Raw genomic sequence first — 21,322 nt, 5'->3', positions numbered from 1 at the left:
GGTATGTAAAGGAGAATACTATGCAAAATAACTATCGAATACCTAGAGAAATGAAAGCCGATATAAAATTATGGTTTATTTATTTATCTGATATTCCTTTTATCGCAGGAATGATAATTTTCACCATGTTTACAGCCCCCATCCTAGCAGAAACAGGCACCACATTAAGATTTGCATATTATATTTTCAATGTCGTGTTTACATTTATCTTTATTGCAAAACCAATCCCTCAAAAATCGGTATTTAATCTTATGGTTCAATCACTTAGACAAGATTTGAAAAAATATCGGAGTGTGGATTTCCAAAAATATCACGTCAAAAAAGAGGTTGACTAAGTATGTTTAAGAGTAAAAAAGAGAAGAAGGATAAAAAAGCAGTGGTCGATCATTCTGTTGTTGAAGTAATTCCGTATGAGCGTATTTCAGAAGAGGGTTACCTTGTAATGAAAAATGGAGAGTATCAAGAGTGGCTAAAATGCAGAAGCGTTGATCTGAATTCCGTTAATAGCAAAGATTCGGATTCATTGATTGGTAATTTTTCTACTTTCTTTAGAGTTGTCCTTTTCGATATAAAATTTATTTCCCTTAGATACAAAGTAAGTACCAAAAAACAACAACAATATTGGCTAAAGAAATACCAGACTGTAGATACGTTACAGTTATCCGATATTCATAAAGAAAAGCAAAAAAGGTCAATATTAGGCGAAATAGAAACATTACAAATAGCTGAAAATAATATAACGAATCAAGAATACTATCTTGTTGTAAATGCTAAAAGTAAGAAAGAGTTAGCCAGTCGGATCAAAGATATAAAGATTTTTGGAGAACAGGCTTTTAGCCCGACAAATATCACTGTAGAAAAGAAAAGAGGAATTTTAGCAAAAATTTTGAATATAAATAGTCTGTAAGAAAAGAGGGTCATATAATGTTTGGAAAAAAGAAAAAGAATGAAATAAAAAGAAATTTAAAAGTAGAAAGTCCAAGCACACTTGATTATGAATTTATTTCTGATATACAACCACAAGGGGGGATGGTTTTTAAAGATAAATCGATTCAAAAAGGCGATGGATATGAAGCTTGTCTAGATGTTTACAATTATCCAACGACACAACCCCCTTTTTGGCAGAATAGATTAATGCAGGTAGAAGGCCATATAACAACCTTAGATGTATCCACACAAGATAAAGAGAGAACAATGAGAGAGTTGAACCGCTCCATAGACGAGCAATACGCACGTATTTTAGAAGATAAAAACAATATTGTTAAGCAGGAAGCTAGTGCGAATATTCAGCAATTAACCGAAATTGTAAATGAAATCAGTCAACAAGGAGAAGTCATTAAAGTTATTCGTAATCGTTCTTATACTGGTGGGGCGACGGAAAAAGAATTAGAAGAAAAAATAGACAAACAAAAAAAATCTTTATACGGAAATGGCATTCAATCGCAAGTAATGATTTTAGAACAAGAAGAAGAATGGAAAAGTATTTTTTATGATTATTCGGAACAACAAAAATGGGCTTATAAGAGAACGGGAACACCACTACCTGCTTCTTCACTGGGAGGGAGCTACTTCTTCCACCATACGTCATTAGAAGATCCTAGAGGGTTCTTTTTAGGCGAGACGTCTACAAACGGCGCAGTGATTTATGATCGCTTTTATAATGATGGGAAAAGAAGGAAATATTCTCATGCTTTTGTATTTGGGAATATGCGGATGGGTAAATCAACGTTACTGAAATTACAAATGGAGGATGATATTAAACGAAATTACTTTGTACGTGGTTTTGATAAAGCGGGGGATTTCAAACAACTAGTATCTGAAAATGACGGGAAGTATATTGATCTATCAGGTAAAGATGGACGGATTAATTGGCTTCAAGTATATGCCACTCAAACAAAATCAGATGATAACTTGGCCGTAGATGAAGTGGCAAGTTTTAATCAACATTTAAATAAATGTCGCATTCAAATGACCTATATTAATGCAGAGCTATCGAGTACCGATCTTGATGAATTTTCGTCAATGTTATACAGCTTGTATTGTCATAAAGGTATTTGGGAAAAGAGTATCGATAATCAACATTTAAATGCTACCTACAAGATAACGTCTCTAGAAAATAACGAATATCCGACTTTAACTGAACTCATCGACTTTCTGAAAACAGAGTATATAGCGTTAGTTAAATTAGATAATCCTACAGAGCAACGTATTTATAGAATTGAAACAATCAGGAACACGTTAGAGCATATGCTAATGGTATATGGGTCGATTTTTAATGGGTACACGACAGTGGAAAATATTGAAAATGAACAAATTGTATTCTTTGATATTGAATCCATTTCTAATTTGGCTCAACCCGTTTTTCGTTGTCAATTATTCACTGCCTTAACCATGATTTGGAATCAAGCTTTGAGAAATGGTCGAGATATGAAGCAAAAATACGAGACGGGCGAAATTGGAATTGAAGATGTAAGAGCGTTCTCTGTTTATATTGATGAGTGCCAAAATATTTTAAACTCTGATAATTATGAAGCGGTACGGTACATGGTAAATTTCCAAAAAGAAATGCCAAAGTTCTTCGGTGGTGTCATTTATGCTACACAAAGTCCTCTGGAAATTCTTTCTTCAAGTGCCAATACAGCCGTTGTAGAACAGCTTAGACAAATCTTTGAACTCTGTATTTATAAATTCTTTTTCAACCTAGATCACTCAGTTTTACAAGATATTAGAACGGTTTTGGGAGATTCTTTAACCGACAGCCAATATGAACGGATTCCAAAATTAACACAAGGACAAACGATAATGGCCATCGGTAATGAATCTATGCAAGTCAATGTTTACGCTAGTCCAGAACAAATTAAACGGTTTACAGGTGGTATTTAAAAAGGGTGTGATTAATAGTGAAAACATTGCTTGATCTCTTTAAAAAGTATAAAAAATTAAAATGGGTCTTTGGAACGTTCAGTTTTCTAATACTAATCGTAGGACTTATTCTAGTATTCTCTATCATATTCATGTCATTCAATGATAATTCTACTACTAATAATAGCGATTTTTCAGGTAACGTTGGGTTGTCTGAAAATGTTTTAGCTTGGGAAGAAACAGTGAGCGTTTATGCAAATAAATATGAAATAGCCGATCAAGTCCCTCTGATTCTGGCTTTGATACAAGTTGAATCAGGCGGTGTTGGAAAAGATATTATGCAATCGTCTGAATCATTAGGGTTACCAGTAAACACGTTAGATCCTATAGATTCAATCGATCAAGGCGTTAAATATTTATCACAACAACTGATAAGTTCAAAAGCATTAGGTGTCGATACATGGACAGCCATTCAAGGTTATAATTTTGGATCTGCTTATATGAATCACGTTGCTGAAAATGGTGGCAAACACACAATAGAAATAGCCATGAAGTATTCAAAAAATGTCGTTGCTCCTTCACTTGGAAACACTACTGGCCAAACATATGCATATAACAATGCAGTAGCAAATAATCATGGCAACTTTTTATATGCGAATGGAGGGAACTTTTTCTATGTTAATCTCGTGCAACAATTTCTTTCTACTGGCGGAACAGGTGATGAAGAATTGAAGTTTCCGGTGGACGATACAAACGTTACTTCTCCATTTGGATTTCGTATTCACCCGATATTTGGCATGGGGAAATTACACGGGGGGATAGATTTTGCACCCCTTTCAGGAGGGAATCCACCTATTTATGCGTCATTAGATGGAACCGTTGTGACAGCTGCGTATCATTCTAGTTATGGGAATTATATTCAATTGGATCATGGTAATGGACTACAGACCTTATACGCTCATTTGTCCACTATGCACGTCAAAAAAGAAACGACAGTCACGACTGGTCAACAAATTGGAACAATGGGAACCACTGGATCTTCGACAGGTGTTCACTTACATTATGAAGTACAAGTAGACGGGCAAAGGAAAGATCCCGCTATTTATTTAGGGCTATAAAAGGAGTGTTTGTAAGAGCGATTCTATGCTCGTTTCAGTTCGTTTGACGGATAAGGTACCACTAAAGAGATTTAAAACAGCGCTGAAAGAGGTCGGAAAATGGATAAAATAGTTCAAATGAAAATAATCTTTAGTATCGCTTTACTCACAACATTTTTATCAGTATTTCTAATCTATAGATCATTAAATCAAACCACAGAAATAAGAAATAATGAAGTGGAGCTAGAAAGGTTACATGACTATGTACAGGAAAAAGAGATAGAAATTACAGAACTAAGAGAAAAGGTTGTTCTGATTGCGACTGAAAATACTGAAACAAGCACAGAACCAATTGAAAATAATAAGGAACAGAAAGAGATAACAGAGGGAGCAAACGAAACAAATACACAAGCAATCGCTTTAATAAAAACGTTTATTGAAAAGGAATATAACTATAATACAGACACTTATATATCAAGATTAGAGGACATAAAAACATATATGTCACAAGAAGCATACGAAAGTTTACATGGTCAATATAAGTTAGATGAACTAGAAGTAGACATAAAAAGCACGTTGAAATCCATACAAATTTTTGAATCAATGGATAATAAAAAGTCATTTATTGCTTTAGCTGAAAGCAGTTATGAAACTGACGGAAATACAATTGATCTGGGACAAGATGTTTTCATTTTAAACGTAGAATCTCAAGATGGAAATCCGTTAATAACGAGTGCTACTATTCCGACAAGCATAGAGTGATCAAGAAAGGAGCAGATGTTTTTGGGAGTGAAAAATAATGAAATTCCAGAAATTGGGAAAAAAATAAATAGATTTGTTGATACGCTAAAAAGAAATCCCTCTAAAATATACTTCTCACTATTTTTTCTTTATTTTCTCGGTTTATGTACGTTTTTATTTATAAATCTAACAAGTGAAGCAAGTATTAATGTAGAGGGAAATGCAATTAATCAACCAATTAATTTGAATAATAATGCCATAACACTAGTTAGTAGAACGGTGAATAATGAAACCAATTTAGTGAAATTAGTCTTTTTTTACACTAACAAGTCTCGTTCAGAACTACAGGATATAAATTTAAATTTTGAAACGATCCCCTATTCTAATACGGATTACTTACTAGAATCAGAGGTAATCAAAGCAACCGATAATTATTATGTGGTCTTTATAAAGAATATTCCAGCAGACTTTAAGGCATTATCTACAACGATAAGTGAAGATAGAACCTATTTAAATACTACGATATCTAGTGAAGATTCTGGGAATGAGTCAGTTGATATGAGTAATGCAGGGATGAATATAAGAGTAAGAGGATTAGAAGAAAGTTTTGACGTAGACAATGATTTAATAATTGAAGATAAACTCTATTATGCTAGAGAAAGTGTTGAATACGAGATCGAAATAAATGAAGAAATAATAAAAAAACATGAAGATGAAATTATATCTTTAACAGATAACGACATAGATATAGATACTGAAATCGAAAAAATAAATAGCGAAACACCTTATGAATTAGATGAAAACATACCCGGATTAGAACGGGAAATCATTTCTTTTGAAGAGAAAAAGATAGAAAACAGAACGGAAACAAAAAAAATAAACGATAAAATAGAAAAAATTAACAAACAAAACAGATTACTTCAAACAAAAAAAGAAGACATGCAATAAGTTGGGAAAACTACTAAAACCGTACACATAATGTGTACATAATGTACACATACGTACACTAATGTACACATTTGTGTACATTAGCAGCTTGTAACCCTTGATGTATATAGGATTTTGATTTGAAATTTAAATCTCTTTTTTTAAAATCTGGCGCCAGATTTAAGATTTCAGATTCGTCAGGCACAGCCTGACACGTCAACGTTTTAGAGCAACGCTCAAAAACGGTTGGCGCCAGAATCTCTTTATGCTCTTACTAAAACAAGCTACTATTTCTTGTCCTCTATTACGTCAATAATTTAGTTTTAGAAATCGAGATATATTTTAGTTTTACGGCACTATAAATATTCAATTAAACTCATGTTAAAAACAAAAAAGGAGAATAACTGTGGCACGAATAGATAACAAAGTTGTTCCTAAAAGTCTAAAAGATGCACTAGATAAAGAAGCCGTGACCAGAAACATTTCACTCAATCAATTGACAACAGAAATACTAGAAAATTATATAGAGAAGAAATATAGTTTTGAAAGTGAGAAGAGATTTACAGATTCAATGAACAATGTTTCTATTGCAATAAATAAGAATACAGAAATACTAGAAAAATATATTGAAGCCAATAATAAAATGTTAAATATCTTATTAGAATAATTAGAACGGAGTTAAAGATATGCCCGCAGTCATTCTGAAATCGCGATTTGTTTTACCTAATAAAGTTTCTTTTTCTAGTTATGTAGATTATATGGCAAGAAGCAATGCTGTTTATAAAGAAGGCGATTATGATTACCTACAGTATAAAGAATTTAATGAGTATATGGACGATTCAAATAAGACCACAGGTTTATTTACAAAATACAATGATTTTCTAGATAGTAAAGAAAAAAAAGAGTTACAAGAAGAATTTAATAAAGCGCAAAGGAATGATTCGGTATTATGGCAAGATGTCTTTTCGTTTGATAATAAGTGGTTAAAAGAAAATGATTTTTTAGATGAGCATAACAATCCTAATGTTCAGTTAATTCAAGAAGCGACTAGAAAATCAATGGATCAATTATTTAAAGAAGAGAAACTGGAATCCTCAGGAATATGGAGTGCTGCTATCCATATAAATACAGATAATATTCACGTCCATGTTGCTACCGTTGAAAAAAATAACACAAGGGAAAGAAGACTATATCCTAATAAAGATGGGGAAGAAGTGTTAGGTTATAAGGCTGTAAGAAAACCTCTAACATTGGATCATATGAAATCGTCATTTATAAATACCTTTACAGATAGGGATAAGACATTAGAAAAGATTTCGTCTCTACGAAATGACTTATATTCTGAATTTACTCTTTCAGAAAAGCTAAACAAGAAAAGTAAAGAGAATGATTTCTACTTAAAACAATCTAAAAATGTACTAAAGGAACTTCCAAAAGATAAAAGAGAATGGCATTATAAAAACATTTCTCCAGAAGCTAAAAAAGAAATACAAAAAGTTATTAGTCATTACAAAAGTAACAATCCAAAATATAACATGTACACGAGTTATGTTAATCAAGAAAGTCAGTTCATGAAAAGCTTGTATGGAAAGACACATAGAGATTCAAAAGACTATGCGAAGAACAAAGAAGAAGATTTAAATTATAGATTAGGAAATAGATACTTAAAAGAGTTGAAAGCAAATACAAAAGAACTGCAATTAGTAAAACAATTAGTAAAACCAATTAGAGAGGATAAAAATACTACTGTTTCAAATAAAGTTAGTACTAAATTATATATTTCAAAAAAATCCATACAACAAATAAAAGAGGCTTTAGGTTCAGAATTGAGAGATCAAACAGACTTAATGAAATATAAAATAGTGCAAAGAGAACAAGAAGCAACAAACAAAAATCAAGAAATGGAAAGGTAGAGTGATTGTAAAAATGGTACGAGAAGAAAACTATGCTAAAACATATCGGTTATCAACTACTGTCATTAAAGAGATCGACAAATTAATAAAAGAAAACGGTATACGAACGACTAATGATTTGTTTGAGCAGCTTATTTCATCTTATAAAGAAGTCCAAACGACGTCCTATAAAAAGACAAAAAAAGAATCTGATTTATTATCTAAAGACCTATCAATTATAAAAAAAGATTTAGCTGCTTTACTTTACTTAAATGGAAACATGGGTGAGTTTTTATCCCTTTCAGAAATCAATGATATAGATCATAACAGCTTAATTAATCAATCAAAAGATAAAGTGAAACGAGATATTGAAAAGAACCAAGTGAAAAAAGCGTTCGATACTAAATAGTGAGGAGTTTTCCTATGACAAATGTTTTTGTTATCCCTTTTGAAATTAAAGATAATAACACAGCAGTATTTAAAATTATTGAAGGCAAAGAAAAAGATCAGTTCGTTTCTATAGAATTAAATGACATAGATTTTCATTTTGTAACTGAGTTATTTAAAGAAGCAGAAGCTGATATCGAAATCGACACGCCCGTGCTAAAGTTAGATCCCGTTAACCGAACTATAGTAAACGAGGTTGTCTAAATGGCTTATAAAAAATACAAAGGCACTTCAAAAGACAAGAGTACCGCACAAGATAAAGCGACAAAATTAATCGAAAAAACTAATGAAAAAATTAAAACGTTTAAACATAACCCTGAAAATGTCATTGAGTATCTAAATTTTATTTCTCAGTTCAATCAGTATTCAGCAAGAAATAACATGTTGATTCAGAATCAAAGAGAAGGTGCCGTAGCCGTTGCTACCTTTCCAAAATTTAAAGAATTAGGCTATGCTGTCAATCGTGGAGAAAAATCTATGCAGATACTTCGTCCAAACATTTATGAGTATTTCAAGAAACCAGATACTGAAAAAATAGAATCTGTTAGTAAAGCTAATGCAAACGAGAAGAAATTGATTGCAGATAAAAAAATACCCGTATTTACCAAAAGAACGTTTAGTCAAATGAATGTTTTTGACGTCACACAAACAAATATGCCTAAAGAAGATTATCCTAAAATATATCCAAATGCTCATGTAGATTTTATGTTTAACGGTAACGATATTGAAAATTTCAATGCAGCATTACAAGGTTATTGTAATAATGATATGAAAATACCTGTAACTATTGAACACTATGATGACCTTGCAAAAGGGAAATATTATCCTTTAGAAAACAGAATTTCTCTTAATGATAAAAATACTTCTACAGAAAATGCGCACACATTAATACATGAACTAGCACATTCCAAAATGCACAACTGGAAAGACATTGATAGTAAAGATAACGCACTAAGTTCAACTAACGTAAAAGAGTATCAAGCTGAAATGACAACGTATGTTGTAGCTAAACATTTTGGTCTTGATACAGAAGAACATTCAATCACTTATATTTCTAGTTGGACTGATAATTTGAATCAAATAGAAGATGAAAATCTATTTGATATATATTCAGAAGTTAGTAATACCTCCAAAGAAATGGTTACGGAAATATCTAAAACGATTGAAGAACTAGGCTTAGAAAACGGAACTAGTGAAATGAGTGATCAGACTAATCTTTATCCAGAAGAGACTGATGAGGTAACGTATTGTAATTTGACTGGTAAACCTATAGGACAAAAAGAACCCGTGCATTATTGTGAAGGAGATCTTACTTATTACAAAGAAGAGGAAATAAGAAAAGTTCTTTCTGAAAGAGAATTAGAGCAATTATACGAGTTAGATTTAATATACTATACCGATAATTACTACGATAATGAGGAAGTATTAGTTCCTACCATTCCTGAGAATATTCCACCTAGAGAAACACATGAAGAGTTGAGAAATGGCATTAATAAAATCTTCTTGCAGGAATATACAACTAATCGAATCGGATTAAGTACATCTGGGAATCTGAAAGAACCTTTGATTGAAATTGCTGAACCTACTAATTCTTTCAAAAAAGGAGAATGTTTTTCTTCAAGTGAATTAAAAGAGAGAGTAAAAACTGATATAGAAAAAGAACCTGAACTAGCAAATAGTCCACTTGCTTTTATTGTTAAAACGAATAACATTAAACAGTCAGAAGGAAAAGATGTTATTACAAATACAACGTACAAAGACAGTATCAATGTTTTAGAAAAAGAAGAGATAAATTTAAAAACGAAAAATAATGCGACTGATCTAAAAGCAGATATAGGAAACGAACGTTAAAGATATACAAGATATAAACTTCAAATCAAACTATAGGTTATTAAAAGGCCTCGTTAGTTTATGCTTTCGTTCTCTTTTTAAAGGAAAGGAAATCGTATAATGAATAAAATAGTCATATTGGCAGAAAAACCCTCACAAGCACAAGCCTATGCTAATGCTTTGGGGAAACAAGAGAAAAAAAACGGTTATATTGAGATAAAAGATACTGACTATGTAGTAACTTGGGGATTTGGACATTTGGTAGAATTAGCTCCGCCTGAAGTCTACAATAAAAGCTTCAAATACTGGAGCATCTCCGATTTACCTATTACCCCTCAGAAATACATTTTTCAAGTAGGGAAAGATAAAAACAAACAATTCAATATTATAAAGAAACTACTAAAAGAAGCAGATGAAATAATAGTCGCAACAGATAGTGATCGAGAGGGAGAACATATCGCAAGGTCGATTATTAAACAAGCAGGGTGTGAGAGTAAACCGACTAAACGATTATGGATTAACTCTTTAGAAAAAGATGAAATTCTAAAAGGCTTTGATAATTTAAAAAATGGAAAAGACTACTATCCTTCTTATATTGAAGCTCAAACCAGACAAATATCAGACTGGTTAGTTGGGATTAACCTTTCAAGAGTCTATACGCTAAACTTAAAAAAGAAAGGGATCAGTGAAGGTGTTTTTTCGGTTGGTAGAGTCCAAACGCCTACGCTTTATATGATTTATAAACGTCAACAAGAGGTTGAAAATTTTGTATCTAAACCTTTTTATGAATTATTTGCAGACGTGACCGTTGAGAAGGGTACTTTTGAAGCTAAACTAAACAAAAAATTTGCTACTAAAGAAGAAATTCAAAAAGTTTATAATGAACAGGGGCTTTTAGCTGAAAATACTGGTTTAATTCAAAAATTAGAAACAAAAAGAATCAAAAAAAGATCCCCACAACTTTTCTCATTAAGTGATTTACAGTCATTTATCAATAAACTATATAAGGTCAGTCCATCTGACACGCTAAAAACGGTCCAATCGTTGTATGAGAAGAAACTTTTAAGTTACCCTCGTACAGATTGCCGATTTATTACTGATAGTGAATTTAACTACCTTTCTGATCGTTTAAAAGACTATCTGGGAATACTCGGTTACACCATTAAAAAACCGCAGAAAGAGCCAAATAAGCGCTATGTAGATGGCTCTAAAGTACAAGAACATTATGCTATTGTACCGACAAAAACAATTCCTACAGAATCCATTCTTAAAGCTTTAAAGCCTTTAGAAAAGAAAATATATAATGCGGTTATGAAGCGTACTATTGCTATGTTTGAAGAACAAAATGAATATGATGAAACGACAGTAGAAGTATTAGTAAAAGAACTTGTCTTTAAAGCAAAAGGAAAAACCATGATCAATGAGGGGTGGGAAAAGTTATTAAAAGAGAATGCTGCAACAAGTGAAACGGGTGTTAAACGAAAGGCAAACTCAAATTTACCTCTTATTACTCAAAATGAGCCTTGTACAGCACTTATAAATACCAAAGAAGGTAAAACTACACCTCCTAGTCTTTATACAGAAGGGACGCTGATTACAGCTATGAAAAACAGTGGGAAAGAGTTAGCAGAGTCCGAAAAAGAGATTATGAAAGAAGTAGAAGGGATCGGTACAGAGGCAACACGAGCAAACGTACTGGAAACCCTAAAAAGACAAACCTATATTAAAGTAGAAAAGAACATAATCACTGTTAATCCGAAAGGAATTATCCTTTGTAAATCCGTTGAAGGGACCCTGCTTAGTAGTCCGGAAATGACAGCTAAATGGGAAACCTATCTAAAGAAAATCAATTCAGGAGAAGGAACACAACAAGCTTTTTTAACTACAATTGAGAAGTTCATAGGAAAAACGATTGCAGATAATTCTGATTCGATAAATAATAGTGATCTAACGCAGGAAATTAGTCAACTCACTAAAAAAGAAGATTCTTTTGGATTATGTCCTAAATGTAAGGAAACCATTGTAGATAAGGGTAAATTTTACGGCTGTTCTGGTTATAGTGAAGGGTGTCGGTTTACTATTCAAAAGGAATTGGCCAGTAAAAAAATAACCAAAACAATGGTTAAAGATTTGCTGTCAAAAAAAGAAACAAAGAAATTAAAAGGGTTTAAGAATAAAAGTGGTAAGTCTTTTGAAGCTATTCTAATACTAGATTGTAATAACAAAGTGACTTTTAAACCATTTAAGTAATCTATCTTTATAAGGCTGTGACTACATGATGGAACTACAAGATAATAACAAAATTAATTTATTTTCTTTTTCTTTTTTTAAATTTTTTTTAGCAGGTATCGTGAGTATTATAGTGTTTACTAGTTTATACAATTTTCTGTTGAATCCATTTTCTCAAAACAATCAAAACATGACTGTGATTCATCTATCCACTTTCAAGCTATTAAGAGCAATTTTTTTAGTTCCCTTTATCGAGGAAATTATTTTCAGGTGGGGTATACAAAACTTATTTAAACGCTTATCAAACAGCAACACAGTGGCCATACTCTTTACTTCTTTGATCTTTGCATACGTTCATAAGGATACTCTGTTTCTTCCTTATTTTTTTAATAGTCTTGTTTATGGCTTTATGTACATGAAAACAGGCAAGTCTCTTAAAATGCCTGTTTTTCTGCATATGACGAATAATTTGCTTTCATTTTTAGGTTAATAAAGCAGAAGTGAGTGAGGTATATCTATAAAAAAATGGTTTATTCTAATGAAAAAGAAGGTAATCCTAAAGTAGTCAGGACAAATCAATTAATTCTTATTTAAATTGAGAGGGGTAAACATAATGCTAATTAAGCATGGTTTATTTGAGGAGAAAGAAGGAACCGTAATTGTGTGGCATGAAGACAGTACTCAGGTAGGGAACTATATATTAACTGTTCAAACTGAAACAGGATCAATTATTTCGGCTTTAAAAAAAAGATTAACGCCAAAACAAATAAACGAATTAAAAGATACTGTGCCAAAAGACGAAACAGGAATTTGATATATTTTTAAAATTTACAATTGATTTATTTACTGGGATTGAATGGAATAATTTTTAAAAAAAGATCGTTTATTAGCGGATAAAAATTTCTTTTCTCTTGTTGAGCATAGAACCAACTTAAAACGTAATAATATCAACTATTAAAACCAGCAATTAACAAAACCTACACTCTTGTGCGGTGGATTTAATTGAAAGTAATCAATAGCGATATTTATGGGATCAATCGGTATATTCAAGTATAAGTCAAATGAACGACGGGGCCCCCTCGCGTCACGTCCCCATCGGTAAAGGGCTAGTCAGCCCTTTACAATCCATTGCAGGAATATGTTGAAGTCATTTTTCTTTAATAGCTTTATTTCCTCTTAACGTTATATTCTTTATATTTCCTAAATACTCACTAAGAGTTCTTAAATGTTTATCTTGTATGGACTTTTAAACTCTACTACTTCAAAAGGCCGCTCAGGGAAATGTTTAGCCTTAGCCACTCTGGGGAAGACTGTAGAGATAGTAATGACTTTAACTTTCTGCTTACTCATCTACTAATTTAAATATTTTTTTCTGATATCCGTTATTATTTTTGTTGAGTATTTCTCGATAATCAAATCCATGTTCCTTGAAATAATCAATAAATAGACTTCTAATTGCAGTGTCTTCCCAATTGTTGTTTATCAAAATTTTTATGGGATCAGTTATCTTTTTATCTTTACTAACTCTTCCAATTGTAATAGGAAAGATTCCCAAATATTCTTTCAGAGCTTTAATAAATTTTTCGCCGTCTGTTACTAGTGCTTTTTTAATTTTTATTGTTTTTTCGACATATTCCTCGGTGAATTCAACTTCAGGAAGCCATTTTTTCAAATCAGCGATAATGGGTTTTATTTTAGTAGCTATGTAGATTTGGATAGGAATATCTGTATCTCTATTAATATTTCTAATCGCACTTCTATGAATAATTTGATACAGTTCACTTAATAAATCTTCTTTATATATTGTTTCTAACCGATCATCAGCAAACCATTGGGCTTTTGTTTCTTTAACAGAATTATTACTAGTTAACAGGAGAGTTTTAAGTTCTTCTTTAGAGTAGTGACTGATAGCTGATATCTTATACGAGAGCGCGGCACGTGTGGGCAGAGCGGTTAAATAAATAGCTGCAGCCGATTCTAAATCATTTTTACCAGTAGTATTTAATAAATTCAGTGGTCGAATATCCTCGTCCAAATTTTTATAGTATCTGTCCGTATGTTCTTCTTTAGATACCACTCCGATACGATAATAATGACGCTCATCACTTTTAGGATATATTTTATTTAAAGACATATCATTCCCAGCTGTCAGATTTTCAATATCAGCCGCTACATAGTTGAGTGATGTATAGGCGGGACCAGATCGGCTTGTTGCAGTTGTATTGATTATTCTATGGTGTATTGTGACGTTTGAATAGTCTATATAGGACGTTAATTCCTCAACATCATAGGTTTCATATGCTTTTTTAGAGATATGAGCTGATCCATCTAAGATCATAATAGGGCAATCTAATTTCTGATAATCAATTAATTGGGAACAGATAATTTTATTAAAGTCATGATAGCTATTTTCAAAAAAGCCTGAATCGATATGTCCATTATAAGTGCCTTTATATAATTTTTCGAACCATAAAAATTTTGATACCACATCTCCTGACTCGACATATTTAACATAATGATTGGCTAATTCAAGAAATCTCTTAAGTATATTTTCATGCTCCTTTACTAAGGGGATACGATTTAATGGTTCGCTAAATAAAGGAATAGGTTTATCCATATCGTAGTCATGCCATTTATACAGTTCCATAGCAAATAACATAGAAATAGTACTACGAATAATAACTTTTTCTTGAGGCGCTAAGGATTCTTTGTTTCTCGTTATCACTTTGAAAAATGCGTTTACCCAACTTAAATTGTCATCTAAATCAAATGTAGCACTGTAATCAAATCGAGGTTGTTCATCAACAAATATGAATCGCCTTTTTCCCTCCCATTCTAACTGCCCGGGTTGTATCTCCATTTTTTCTAGCCTGTTAACTCCCATTTTTCGAAACCTTTCATGAGAGATAATTAAAAAACGTGTATTATACATATGTTTTTTTACTTCTTTGTAATTGCTAGATGAAATAAAGCGCACATCATTTTTCTTTTCAGTGAATTTTTTTATAAAATTTTCCATTTCCTTCACCTGATCGACTTCTCTTAAAACAATGAGGCAACCAAAGTCGTTGTGCAGTAGCATATCTTCCTGATTTTTATCCTTATTATTGAGAATGCTTCCCAAAAAAAGTTTTAAGGCCGTAGTTTTTCCGTGTCCTGGTTTTACATTTAAAACACCATATGTAGGCTGTCCAGTGTGTAAGTAGTCTGTAACCTTTACTTCAAAGTAATTTAATATTTCTGATAAAGCTGCTTCGTGAATATTTGCATAGTGATTATCAGGTAATTTGTCTAGAGCTTCTTTATACTTCGTTAAAAGCATATATATCAACCTTTCTTCAGTTTTTTAAATTAGTATAACATTTTTTTATTTTTTTAAATGATAAAAGTGAATTAATTGCTCTATATATAAATAGTATACTATTTACTTTTAATACTATAATCTGAAAAAACCTGAATAAGTGTAGCGAGGCGCTTCCAGCGCGGGTTCCTGGGATATGTGTTGAAAAAAACGAGGACCAATCAAAAATTGAGGCGCGTCCCGCGCGTGCTCCTGGGATATGTGTTGAAAAAACGAGGACCAATCAAAAATTGAGGCGCGTCCCGCGCGTGCTCCTGGGATATGTGTTGAAAAAACGAGGACCAATCAAAAATTGAGGCGCGTCCCGCGCGTGCTCCTATGATTAACAAAAAAAGCTTCCGATTAATTTCGGGGGCTTTTTTTATACAAAATTTCAGGAGGAATTACTATGTTAAAAATTGAAGAGTACAGAGCAAAATTTTCAGAACACTTACAAATAGCAGAATCGTTATCAGACGTTTTATCAGATAGATCATACATTGTCTGTCGTCGTAAACTAATAGAGCATAACGGACCATATATCAAAGAAGGCCGAGAATTTACTTTTTGTACATTCCATTCATTAGCCTACAGCGTTTTACCTAAAGAAACCATAGAGAAGCCGAATATGAAAAACACCATGCATATGTTTAATTTAGTTAAAGAAGCTCACAAAGCTGCTTTAGGGTATGTAGAAAATGATTTAACAGTTATAGGGTATCACTATAAGGCAATTAGACTGTATGAAAACACGTTAGACAAGGAAAGATGTTTTGATAAGTTGTTTGCTGGAATAGAGGTTTATCAAGAATATAAAAAACTTCTAAAGGGTAAACTTGACTGGGAAAACAGCATTCAACTGGCCAAATATTATTTAGAGGATAACCTAATAGACAGTATTCGTAGTGAAGCAAGCAATTTAATTATTATAGGTTCTGAATCTGTATCGAATGACAGCAATAGCAATATCAAAGAATTCCTAAAGCAGTTCGGCCAATGGCATTTAAGAAATCATAAAGACTTAAACATTTTTCTGCTCAAAAACAACAAAGACCTTATTTCAATCGTTAACGGTATTGAGTTACCAACGGTAAATGTTTTTGAAGCGATAAATCAATTTAGTGATCTAAACGGAGACCTTTTTTAAAGGCTCCGTTTTTTTATTATTTTAGGAGGAATAATTATTATGATACTTACTAAACACGCAATAGAACGATTCAAAGAAAGAATACACAATTCATCATATGATGATATTTATAAGTTTATTACCGAAGACATCAAAAAATGCGAGTTATTGTATAGCATCAACGGAATTGAAAAATGGAGAAATAATCAGATAACATATGTAGTGGCTAAAAAAAAAAAACGGATGAAAATCATCACGATTTATTCGTATCAAGGTAAAGAAAAAGGTCGGTTATAAACCAACCTTTAATTCAAAAGTTTTTTTTGACTTTTAATGAGAGTCCACTACTTTTATAGGCTTCATTTATTTCTTCCAACTGGCTTAGTGTAAACTCACCCCACTCATCTGCAAATCCAAAACCTTCAATATATCCAAAAAACAGTATATCATCACCCTCTTTTTCAGCTTCAACGATTTGCCATTTAGCTTTAATGTTATCCGCATAATATACTAATTTGAATTCTTTATCCTCTAATTCAGTATCTTCTGTTTCAAGCATTTTCGGAATTTTATGTAGCCATTCTTTTTTGAAAAGCATTTTTTCATCTCCTCGGAGTATATTATATTCAGTATATATTACTTTGCCTATATAGTAATTATGATATTTATTCTCAAACACCTTAAACTCATTATAATATACCTCCTTCGTTATTATAACGCTTGGTGATTTTTCCACTGCTATGACCGAATATTTCCATGAGTGTGGCCACGTCTTTCGTTTTCTTGTAATAGTGATAGCCGCAGGTATTGCGCAGCGCGTGCCGATATTGTCTCTGCCTACTTTTGAAACATCTGGTAGACTGTATTGACTTCCAAATGCCCCACCTTTGGTGCTGGGAAATAAATAATCTTCTGGTTCTAGATATTTGGTGTACTCATGGATCAGATCCTGCAGACTCCCTAAATACACTATACGTGTTTTCCCCGTCTTTTGTTCCACAATTCGGGGGTTTTTTGCCATTAATAGGTCTTGTTTCTTCAATTTAACGATATCGGACATGCGTAAGCCACTATTAATGCCGATCAAGAATAGAAAAATATCGCGTTCGGCGTGCTGATTGCGCCGTAACCCAAATAAAAGTCTTAAAGTTTATACCTACATGGAACACCTGATTTAGTCATAACATTGTGACTAAATCAGGTGTTCCGTTTATGATGTAATTAAAGGCATCTCCTCCTACAATAGCATTTATTCCACCGGTTACATCTCCGTACATATCTTCTTCTAAAGGTGTATACACCCATGATTTAAGTAGCCCAACAAAACCAAATATAGCAGCCAGTGTATATGATAAAAAAGCTTTTCTTTCTTTCTTTTCTTTATTTAGTTTAATATTCTCCAAGTTTATAACCTCCTTTAGCAATTTTTTTGTGTCAATAGCACAAATTCAAGGAAAAGATCATTCTACTGGAGCAAAGGTCAATGGGACGGATGCACTTATTTTATCTCCATCTTTTATATTTAAAACATATTCTTCTGCACCATAGCTTTCATCCTTACTAAAAAATACTGCTGTTGCATAATCGTTTATAATAAGTTCTCCTTCAAATTTATCAGTAGGATAGACCTTGTACCTACCAGCATCAATATCTTTTCCTGTAACAAATTCACCAGATATCAATGTTCTCGGTTCAGCTTCTTTTAACACGATACCTTCTTCTAATTTTTTCAACTTTTTCTCACTGTCAGAAATATTGGTATTTAATGTTTCCGTGTCTTTATTTAACGATTCTTTATTAGTCGACAAAGACTTAATTTCATTTTCTAGGGATGTTTTTTCTTCAATTAATTTTTTTACTTCTTCATGTTCTTTAGATATTTTATTTAGTTCATCTTCATTATCTTTAATTTTTACATCTAAAGAATTAATGTTATCTCGCTTAACGTCAATCTCTTCGTCTATGCTCGCCACAGTATATGTTTTACTGTCTATTGTGTTAACTGCAGTAGTATTTCCTATGAAGTATCCTCCTATTCCTGTTAGGGTTGCTAATAAAACTATTCCTAATATTGAAAAAATAACATTTTTTTTCATTTTAAAATACTCCTTTTTTTATATTATTAGCTTAAATAAAAATTTTTAACTGGTTAGTGAATACCTGTTATATTTCTATTTATTTAAGCGTTTTTATAATTATAGCATTTCGCTAGTTATTTTTTTAGTTAATAAGTCGTATATACATGACAATAAATAGCTTTAATTTTAATGAAATGGTGTATAGTAATCACAATCACTCATTAGCCTAAGGTAACATGTCATAAAATACAGTTTCGGATAAAACTTCTATCCCTTGACCCTTTAATTTAAGTTTTTCAGCATTTTTCTGTTTACTAGTAGAATTACCTTTAATATTTACGCTATAAGTTAGATCGCCTAAAACAAGATAATCTGTTTGGCTAGTAACATTGTTTTGAGGAATACCACCTAAATCTTTCACCAGTTGCATAGCTTCTGCTCGTACCATTTCCAACTTACCTGTAAAAACTATATATTTACCATAGCAAAGATTGTCTTCGTCAAATTTAGTATTTTCAGTAACAACTTCATTAGCAGAAATCTTTTTACCATGATATTTCACTGTTTTTCTAAAATCTTCTAAACCTACTGTATCTTTTATGTCCTTTTTCAAATGATTAAATATAGTATCCGTAATATAACAATCTTCCTTAGCTCTATGTTGATTATCAGAAGATAGGCTGTAATGTTCCATTAGGTCTTCTAGTCTATGATGTTTTAGTTCTTTTAACTGTCTCCTTGCAATTCGTAGAACATCGATAAATGAATTAACCATAGGCATATCTAATTGCTCAATGAAAGAATCATAAAGAAAGTTAATATCAAAATTAGCATTATGTCCAACCAAGATATCTTCTTTAATAAAGTTATTAAACAGTTTCATTGCTTCAAATTCAGGAATACCATCTTGTTCAATCATATCATTACTAATACCTGTCAGGTCAGTGATAAATGAACTAATATAACCTGACTTCTTGGTACGATCAGGTTTGATTAATGTACTGAAACTATCAACAATTTTATTATTTCTAACCTTAATAGCTCCTATTTCTATAATTGAATCAAATATAGGATCTAATCCAGTAGTTTCTGTATCTATTACGGTATAATCTTCAGGAAAATCTATTAAACTCTGACCTTTTTGTTCTCTAATAGTTTTTTCTCTTCTCGCATTTTTAATGAGAGTCATGCCTTCTGTCCCTATTTCCATTATGTATGCGCATCCTAAACATATCTAAGTATAACACTACATATATAATTATGAAAGTATGCACCAATATCTTTTATAGACTGTTATACTATGTTCATTGAAATTCACTGAAAAAGTCTTATGGTATTAAGTCAAATTAGAAACCCGAGAAATTACACGGGGCTTTTCGAAAAAACTATGCATCAAACAAACCTATTATAGAGAACTCCAGTTCTCTATAATAGGTACCAAGAATCTGCGTCATTCGAATTAAGAATACTCTATCACGCTCATTGGAGGCGTATAGAGTTGTTGGTCTCGTAGTAGTTTATCCACCAAACGCACAAATTTACCGCTATTAATCCCGATTAAAAAGAGAAAAACGTCTCGTTTGGCATTTTTATTGCGCCGTAACCTAAATAAAAAGTCGTTTATTTTGTGCTGCGTTCGTAATGGTTGCACATTGTAGCTCATTGAAAAGCCCTCTCCTCTCACAAAAGCGATACATGATTTCGTTCAGCATAGCATGTAATCGTGTATTATGGACCCCTAAAGAAAAAGAACCCCGTTTTAAAAGGATTCTTGATACACGATTTTATCCAATTTCATGTATAGAGGTAACTAGTTGAATAATCAGACAACTGCTTATTATAATTATCTAAGCAAAAAGATTACACCATCAGAAGTAAGTACATACTTTACTATGAAAATATTTTGAAGAACGTTATCATTTATTTTTAGTATCCAACAAACTTATGAGCTCGTGTTAATTTAAGGGCACGGACTTCTCTTGGTAAGAAACAGCCAATTTCATCTTCGTTATACCCAACTTGCAATCTTTTATCGTCTATCATGATTGGACGACGTAATAGCCCTGGGTTTTCTTGGAGCAAAATAATTAAATCCTTAAGTGGCAATTCTTCTAAATTAGTACCTAATTCTTGAAACGCCTTAGATCTTGTAGAGATGATTTCGTCTGTACCATCTTCTGTCATTCGTAAAATTGATTTTATTTCAGAAGCCTCCAAAGGCTCTAAAAATATATTTCGTTCTTTATAAGTAATGTTATTTTCTTCAAGCCAAGCACGTGCTTTACGACAAGAAGCACAACTGGGTGCTATGTATATTGTAACCATAATTTACACTCTCCCTTTTTAGATTAGATTGATTCAGTTAAGGAAAACATTAAGATCATTTTTAATTCCTGGATAATTCATACTATTGTTTGAATCTGGTAAAAACCGCTTAACGGCAGGTTTTATTAATTACGCCGTTTTCACCTGTTAAGTGATGAAAAAAGAACCCCTTTCTGCTATGGTTAAAGTGTCTAAACCAACCAAAAGAAAGGAGTTCTCTTAATGGTTAGCTTACACAAAAACCAAGTTAATTTCAATTCAAACATCACCATTTCTCACACTGGGGGTCAAATATCGAGTGACTCGGGTCTCGTTTTAGTCAAAGAACTAATGAACACCTTCGGTTTTTCTGATACAGCGGACCGACTGCTCCATATCAAGGATAATCGAGCTTATCATACGCATGATAATTTAGACATACTCGAACA

23 protein-coding genes and 2 pseudogenes are annotated in these 21,322 nt (G+C 32.2%); 17 read left to right on the top strand and 8 right to left on the bottom strand.

What is annotated here, in order from left to right; all coding sequences use genetic code 11:
- Positions 1-20 precede the first annotated feature (20 nt).
- The 14 genes from AX762_RS01925 (at position 21) to AX762_RS01860 (ending at position 12,839) form a co-directional block, all read left to right on the top strand.
- Entirely contained in the window at positions 21-335 is a 315-nt protein-coding gene (locus tag AX762_RS01925) for a DUF5592 family protein (RefSeq protein ID WP_071847482.1), read from the top strand.
- 2 nt (positions 336-337) lie between these two features.
- Entirely contained in the window at positions 338-907 is a 570-nt protein-coding gene (locus AX762_RS01920; RefSeq protein WP_071847481.1) for a hypothetical protein, read from the top strand.
- A gap of 17 nt (positions 908-924) precedes the next feature.
- On the top strand, positions 925-2,883 hold the full coding sequence (locus tag AX762_RS01915; RefSeq protein ID WP_083432744.1) for a VirB4 family type IV secretion system protein: 1,959 nt from the start codon (positions 925-927) through the stop codon (positions 2,881-2,883).
- Between the two features lie 17 nt (positions 2,884-2,900).
- A complete protein-coding gene (locus AX762_RS01910) occupies positions 2,901-3,980 on the top strand; it encodes a lysozyme family protein (RefSeq protein ID WP_071847480.1) in 1,080 nt (359 codons plus the stop codon).
- 99 nt (positions 3,981-4,079) lie between these two features.
- Positions 4,080-4,721: a hypothetical protein gene (locus AX762_RS01905; protein ID WP_071847479.1), complete on the top strand. Its 642-nt coding sequence runs from the start codon at positions 4,080-4,082 to the stop codon at positions 4,719-4,721.
- 21 nt (positions 4,722-4,742) lie between these two features.
- Positions 4,743-5,648, top strand: coding sequence for a hypothetical protein (locus AX762_RS01900; protein WP_071847478.1), 906 nt, complete (start codon positions 4,743-4,745; stop codon positions 5,646-5,648).
- A 385-nt stretch (positions 5,649-6,033) separates the two neighbouring features.
- Complete coding sequence (locus tag AX762_RS01895; protein WP_071847477.1) at positions 6,034-6,294, top strand: hypothetical protein; 261 nt, start codon at positions 6,034-6,036, stop codon at positions 6,292-6,294.
- Between the two features lie 19 nt (positions 6,295-6,313).
- On the top strand, positions 6,314-7,540 hold the full coding sequence (gene mobP2, locus AX762_RS01890; RefSeq protein WP_071847476.1) for a MobP2 family relaxase: 1,227 nt from the start codon (positions 6,314-6,316) through the stop codon (positions 7,538-7,540).
- Positions 7,541-7,553: 13 nt separating this feature from the next.
- Positions 7,554-7,928: a hypothetical protein gene (locus AX762_RS01885; RefSeq protein WP_143139256.1), complete on the top strand. Its 375-nt coding sequence runs from the start codon at positions 7,554-7,556 to the stop codon at positions 7,926-7,928.
- 14 nt (positions 7,929-7,942) lie between these two features.
- Positions 7,943-8,170, top strand: coding sequence for a hypothetical protein (locus AX762_RS01880; RefSeq protein ID WP_071847474.1), 228 nt, complete (start codon positions 7,943-7,945; stop codon positions 8,168-8,170).
- Positions 8,171-9,817, top strand: coding sequence for an ArdC-like ssDNA-binding domain-containing protein (locus tag AX762_RS01875; RefSeq protein WP_071847473.1), 1,647 nt, complete (start codon positions 8,171-8,173; stop codon positions 9,815-9,817).
- A gap of 99 nt (positions 9,818-9,916) precedes the next feature.
- Positions 9,917-12,046 (top strand): type IA DNA topoisomerase, encoded by a 2,130-nt coding sequence (gene topB, locus AX762_RS01870; RefSeq protein WP_071847472.1) that lies wholly within the window; start codon positions 9,917-9,919, stop codon positions 12,044-12,046.
- Between the two features lie 25 nt (positions 12,047-12,071).
- A complete protein-coding gene (locus AX762_RS13250) occupies positions 12,072-12,515 on the top strand; it encodes a CPBP family intramembrane glutamic endopeptidase (protein ID WP_071847471.1) in 444 nt (147 codons plus the stop codon).
- Between the two features lie 123 nt (positions 12,516-12,638).
- Complete coding sequence (locus AX762_RS01860; RefSeq protein ID WP_071847470.1) at positions 12,639-12,839, top strand: hypothetical protein; 201 nt, start codon at positions 12,639-12,641, stop codon at positions 12,837-12,839.
- 528 nt (positions 12,840-13,367) lie between these two features.
- Here the strand turns inward: AX762_RS01860 and AX762_RS01855 are convergent.
- Positions 13,368-15,347: a hypothetical protein gene (locus tag AX762_RS01855; protein ID WP_071847469.1), complete on the bottom strand. Its 1,980-nt coding sequence runs from the start codon at positions 15,345-15,347 to the stop codon at positions 13,368-13,370.
- 427 nt (positions 15,348-15,774) lie between these two features.
- On the opposite strand from AX762_RS01855, the gene AX762_RS01850 reads away from it, so the two are divergent.
- A complete protein-coding gene (locus AX762_RS01850) occupies positions 15,775-16,512 on the top strand; it encodes a hypothetical protein (protein WP_071847468.1) in 738 nt (245 codons plus the stop codon).
- Positions 16,513-16,551: 39 nt separating this feature from the next.
- Positions 16,552-16,788, top strand: a complete 237-nt coding sequence (locus AX762_RS01845; RefSeq protein WP_071847467.1) for a hypothetical protein — start codon at positions 16,552-16,554, stop codon at positions 16,786-16,788.
- A gap of 13 nt (positions 16,789-16,801) precedes the next feature.
- On the opposite strand, the gene AX762_RS13050 is transcribed toward AX762_RS01845, so the two are convergent.
- The 7 genes and pseudogenes from AX762_RS13050 to spxA form a co-directional block, all read right to left on the bottom strand.
- Positions 16,802-17,089 carry a hypothetical protein gene (locus AX762_RS13050; protein WP_071847466.1) on the bottom strand — a complete coding sequence of 96 codons (288 nt, stop codon included), beginning with the start codon at positions 17,087-17,089 and terminating at the stop codon, positions 16,802-16,804.
- 91 nt (positions 17,090-17,180) lie between these two features.
- Positions 17,181-17,578: pseudogene (locus AX762_RS13045) on the bottom strand (tyrosine-type recombinase/integrase).
- Positions 17,579-17,669: 91 nt separating this feature from the next.
- The gene (locus AX762_RS01830) at positions 17,670-17,894 is read right to left on the bottom strand and encodes a hypothetical protein (protein ID WP_071847465.1); all 225 of its coding nucleotides are present in this window, start codon (positions 17,892-17,894) and stop codon (positions 17,670-17,672) included.
- Between the two features lie 57 nt (positions 17,895-17,951).
- Positions 17,952-18,587, bottom strand: coding sequence for a hypothetical protein (locus AX762_RS01825; protein WP_071847464.1), 636 nt, complete (start codon positions 18,585-18,587; stop codon positions 17,952-17,954).
- Positions 18,588-18,795: 208 nt separating this feature from the next.
- Positions 18,796-19,779: an exonuclease domain-containing protein gene (locus tag AX762_RS01820; protein WP_083432743.1), complete on the bottom strand. Its 984-nt coding sequence runs from the start codon at positions 19,777-19,779 to the stop codon at positions 18,796-18,798.
- 326 nt (positions 19,780-20,105) lie between these two features.
- Positions 20,106-20,232, bottom strand: a pseudogene (locus AX762_RS12690) (integrase); the annotation flags it as partial.
- Positions 20,233-20,495: 263 nt separating this feature from the next.
- A complete protein-coding gene (gene spxA / locus AX762_RS01810) occupies positions 20,496-20,894 on the bottom strand; it encodes a transcriptional regulator SpxA (protein WP_071847462.1) in 399 nt (132 codons plus the stop codon).
- 222 nt (positions 20,895-21,116) lie between these two features.
- Between spxA and AX762_RS01805 the strand changes: the two genes are divergently transcribed.
- On the top strand, positions 21,117-21,322 hold a 206-nt coding region (locus AX762_RS01805), incomplete at its 3' end, for a transposase (RefSeq protein ID WP_177244015.1).

The organism is Alkalibacterium sp. 20 (assembly GCF_001885615.1).
Taxonomy (GTDB): Bacteria; Bacillota; Bacilli; order Lactobacillales; family Carnobacteriaceae_A; genus Alkalibacterium.
This window is presented reverse-complemented; position numbering and strand designations above follow the sequence as displayed.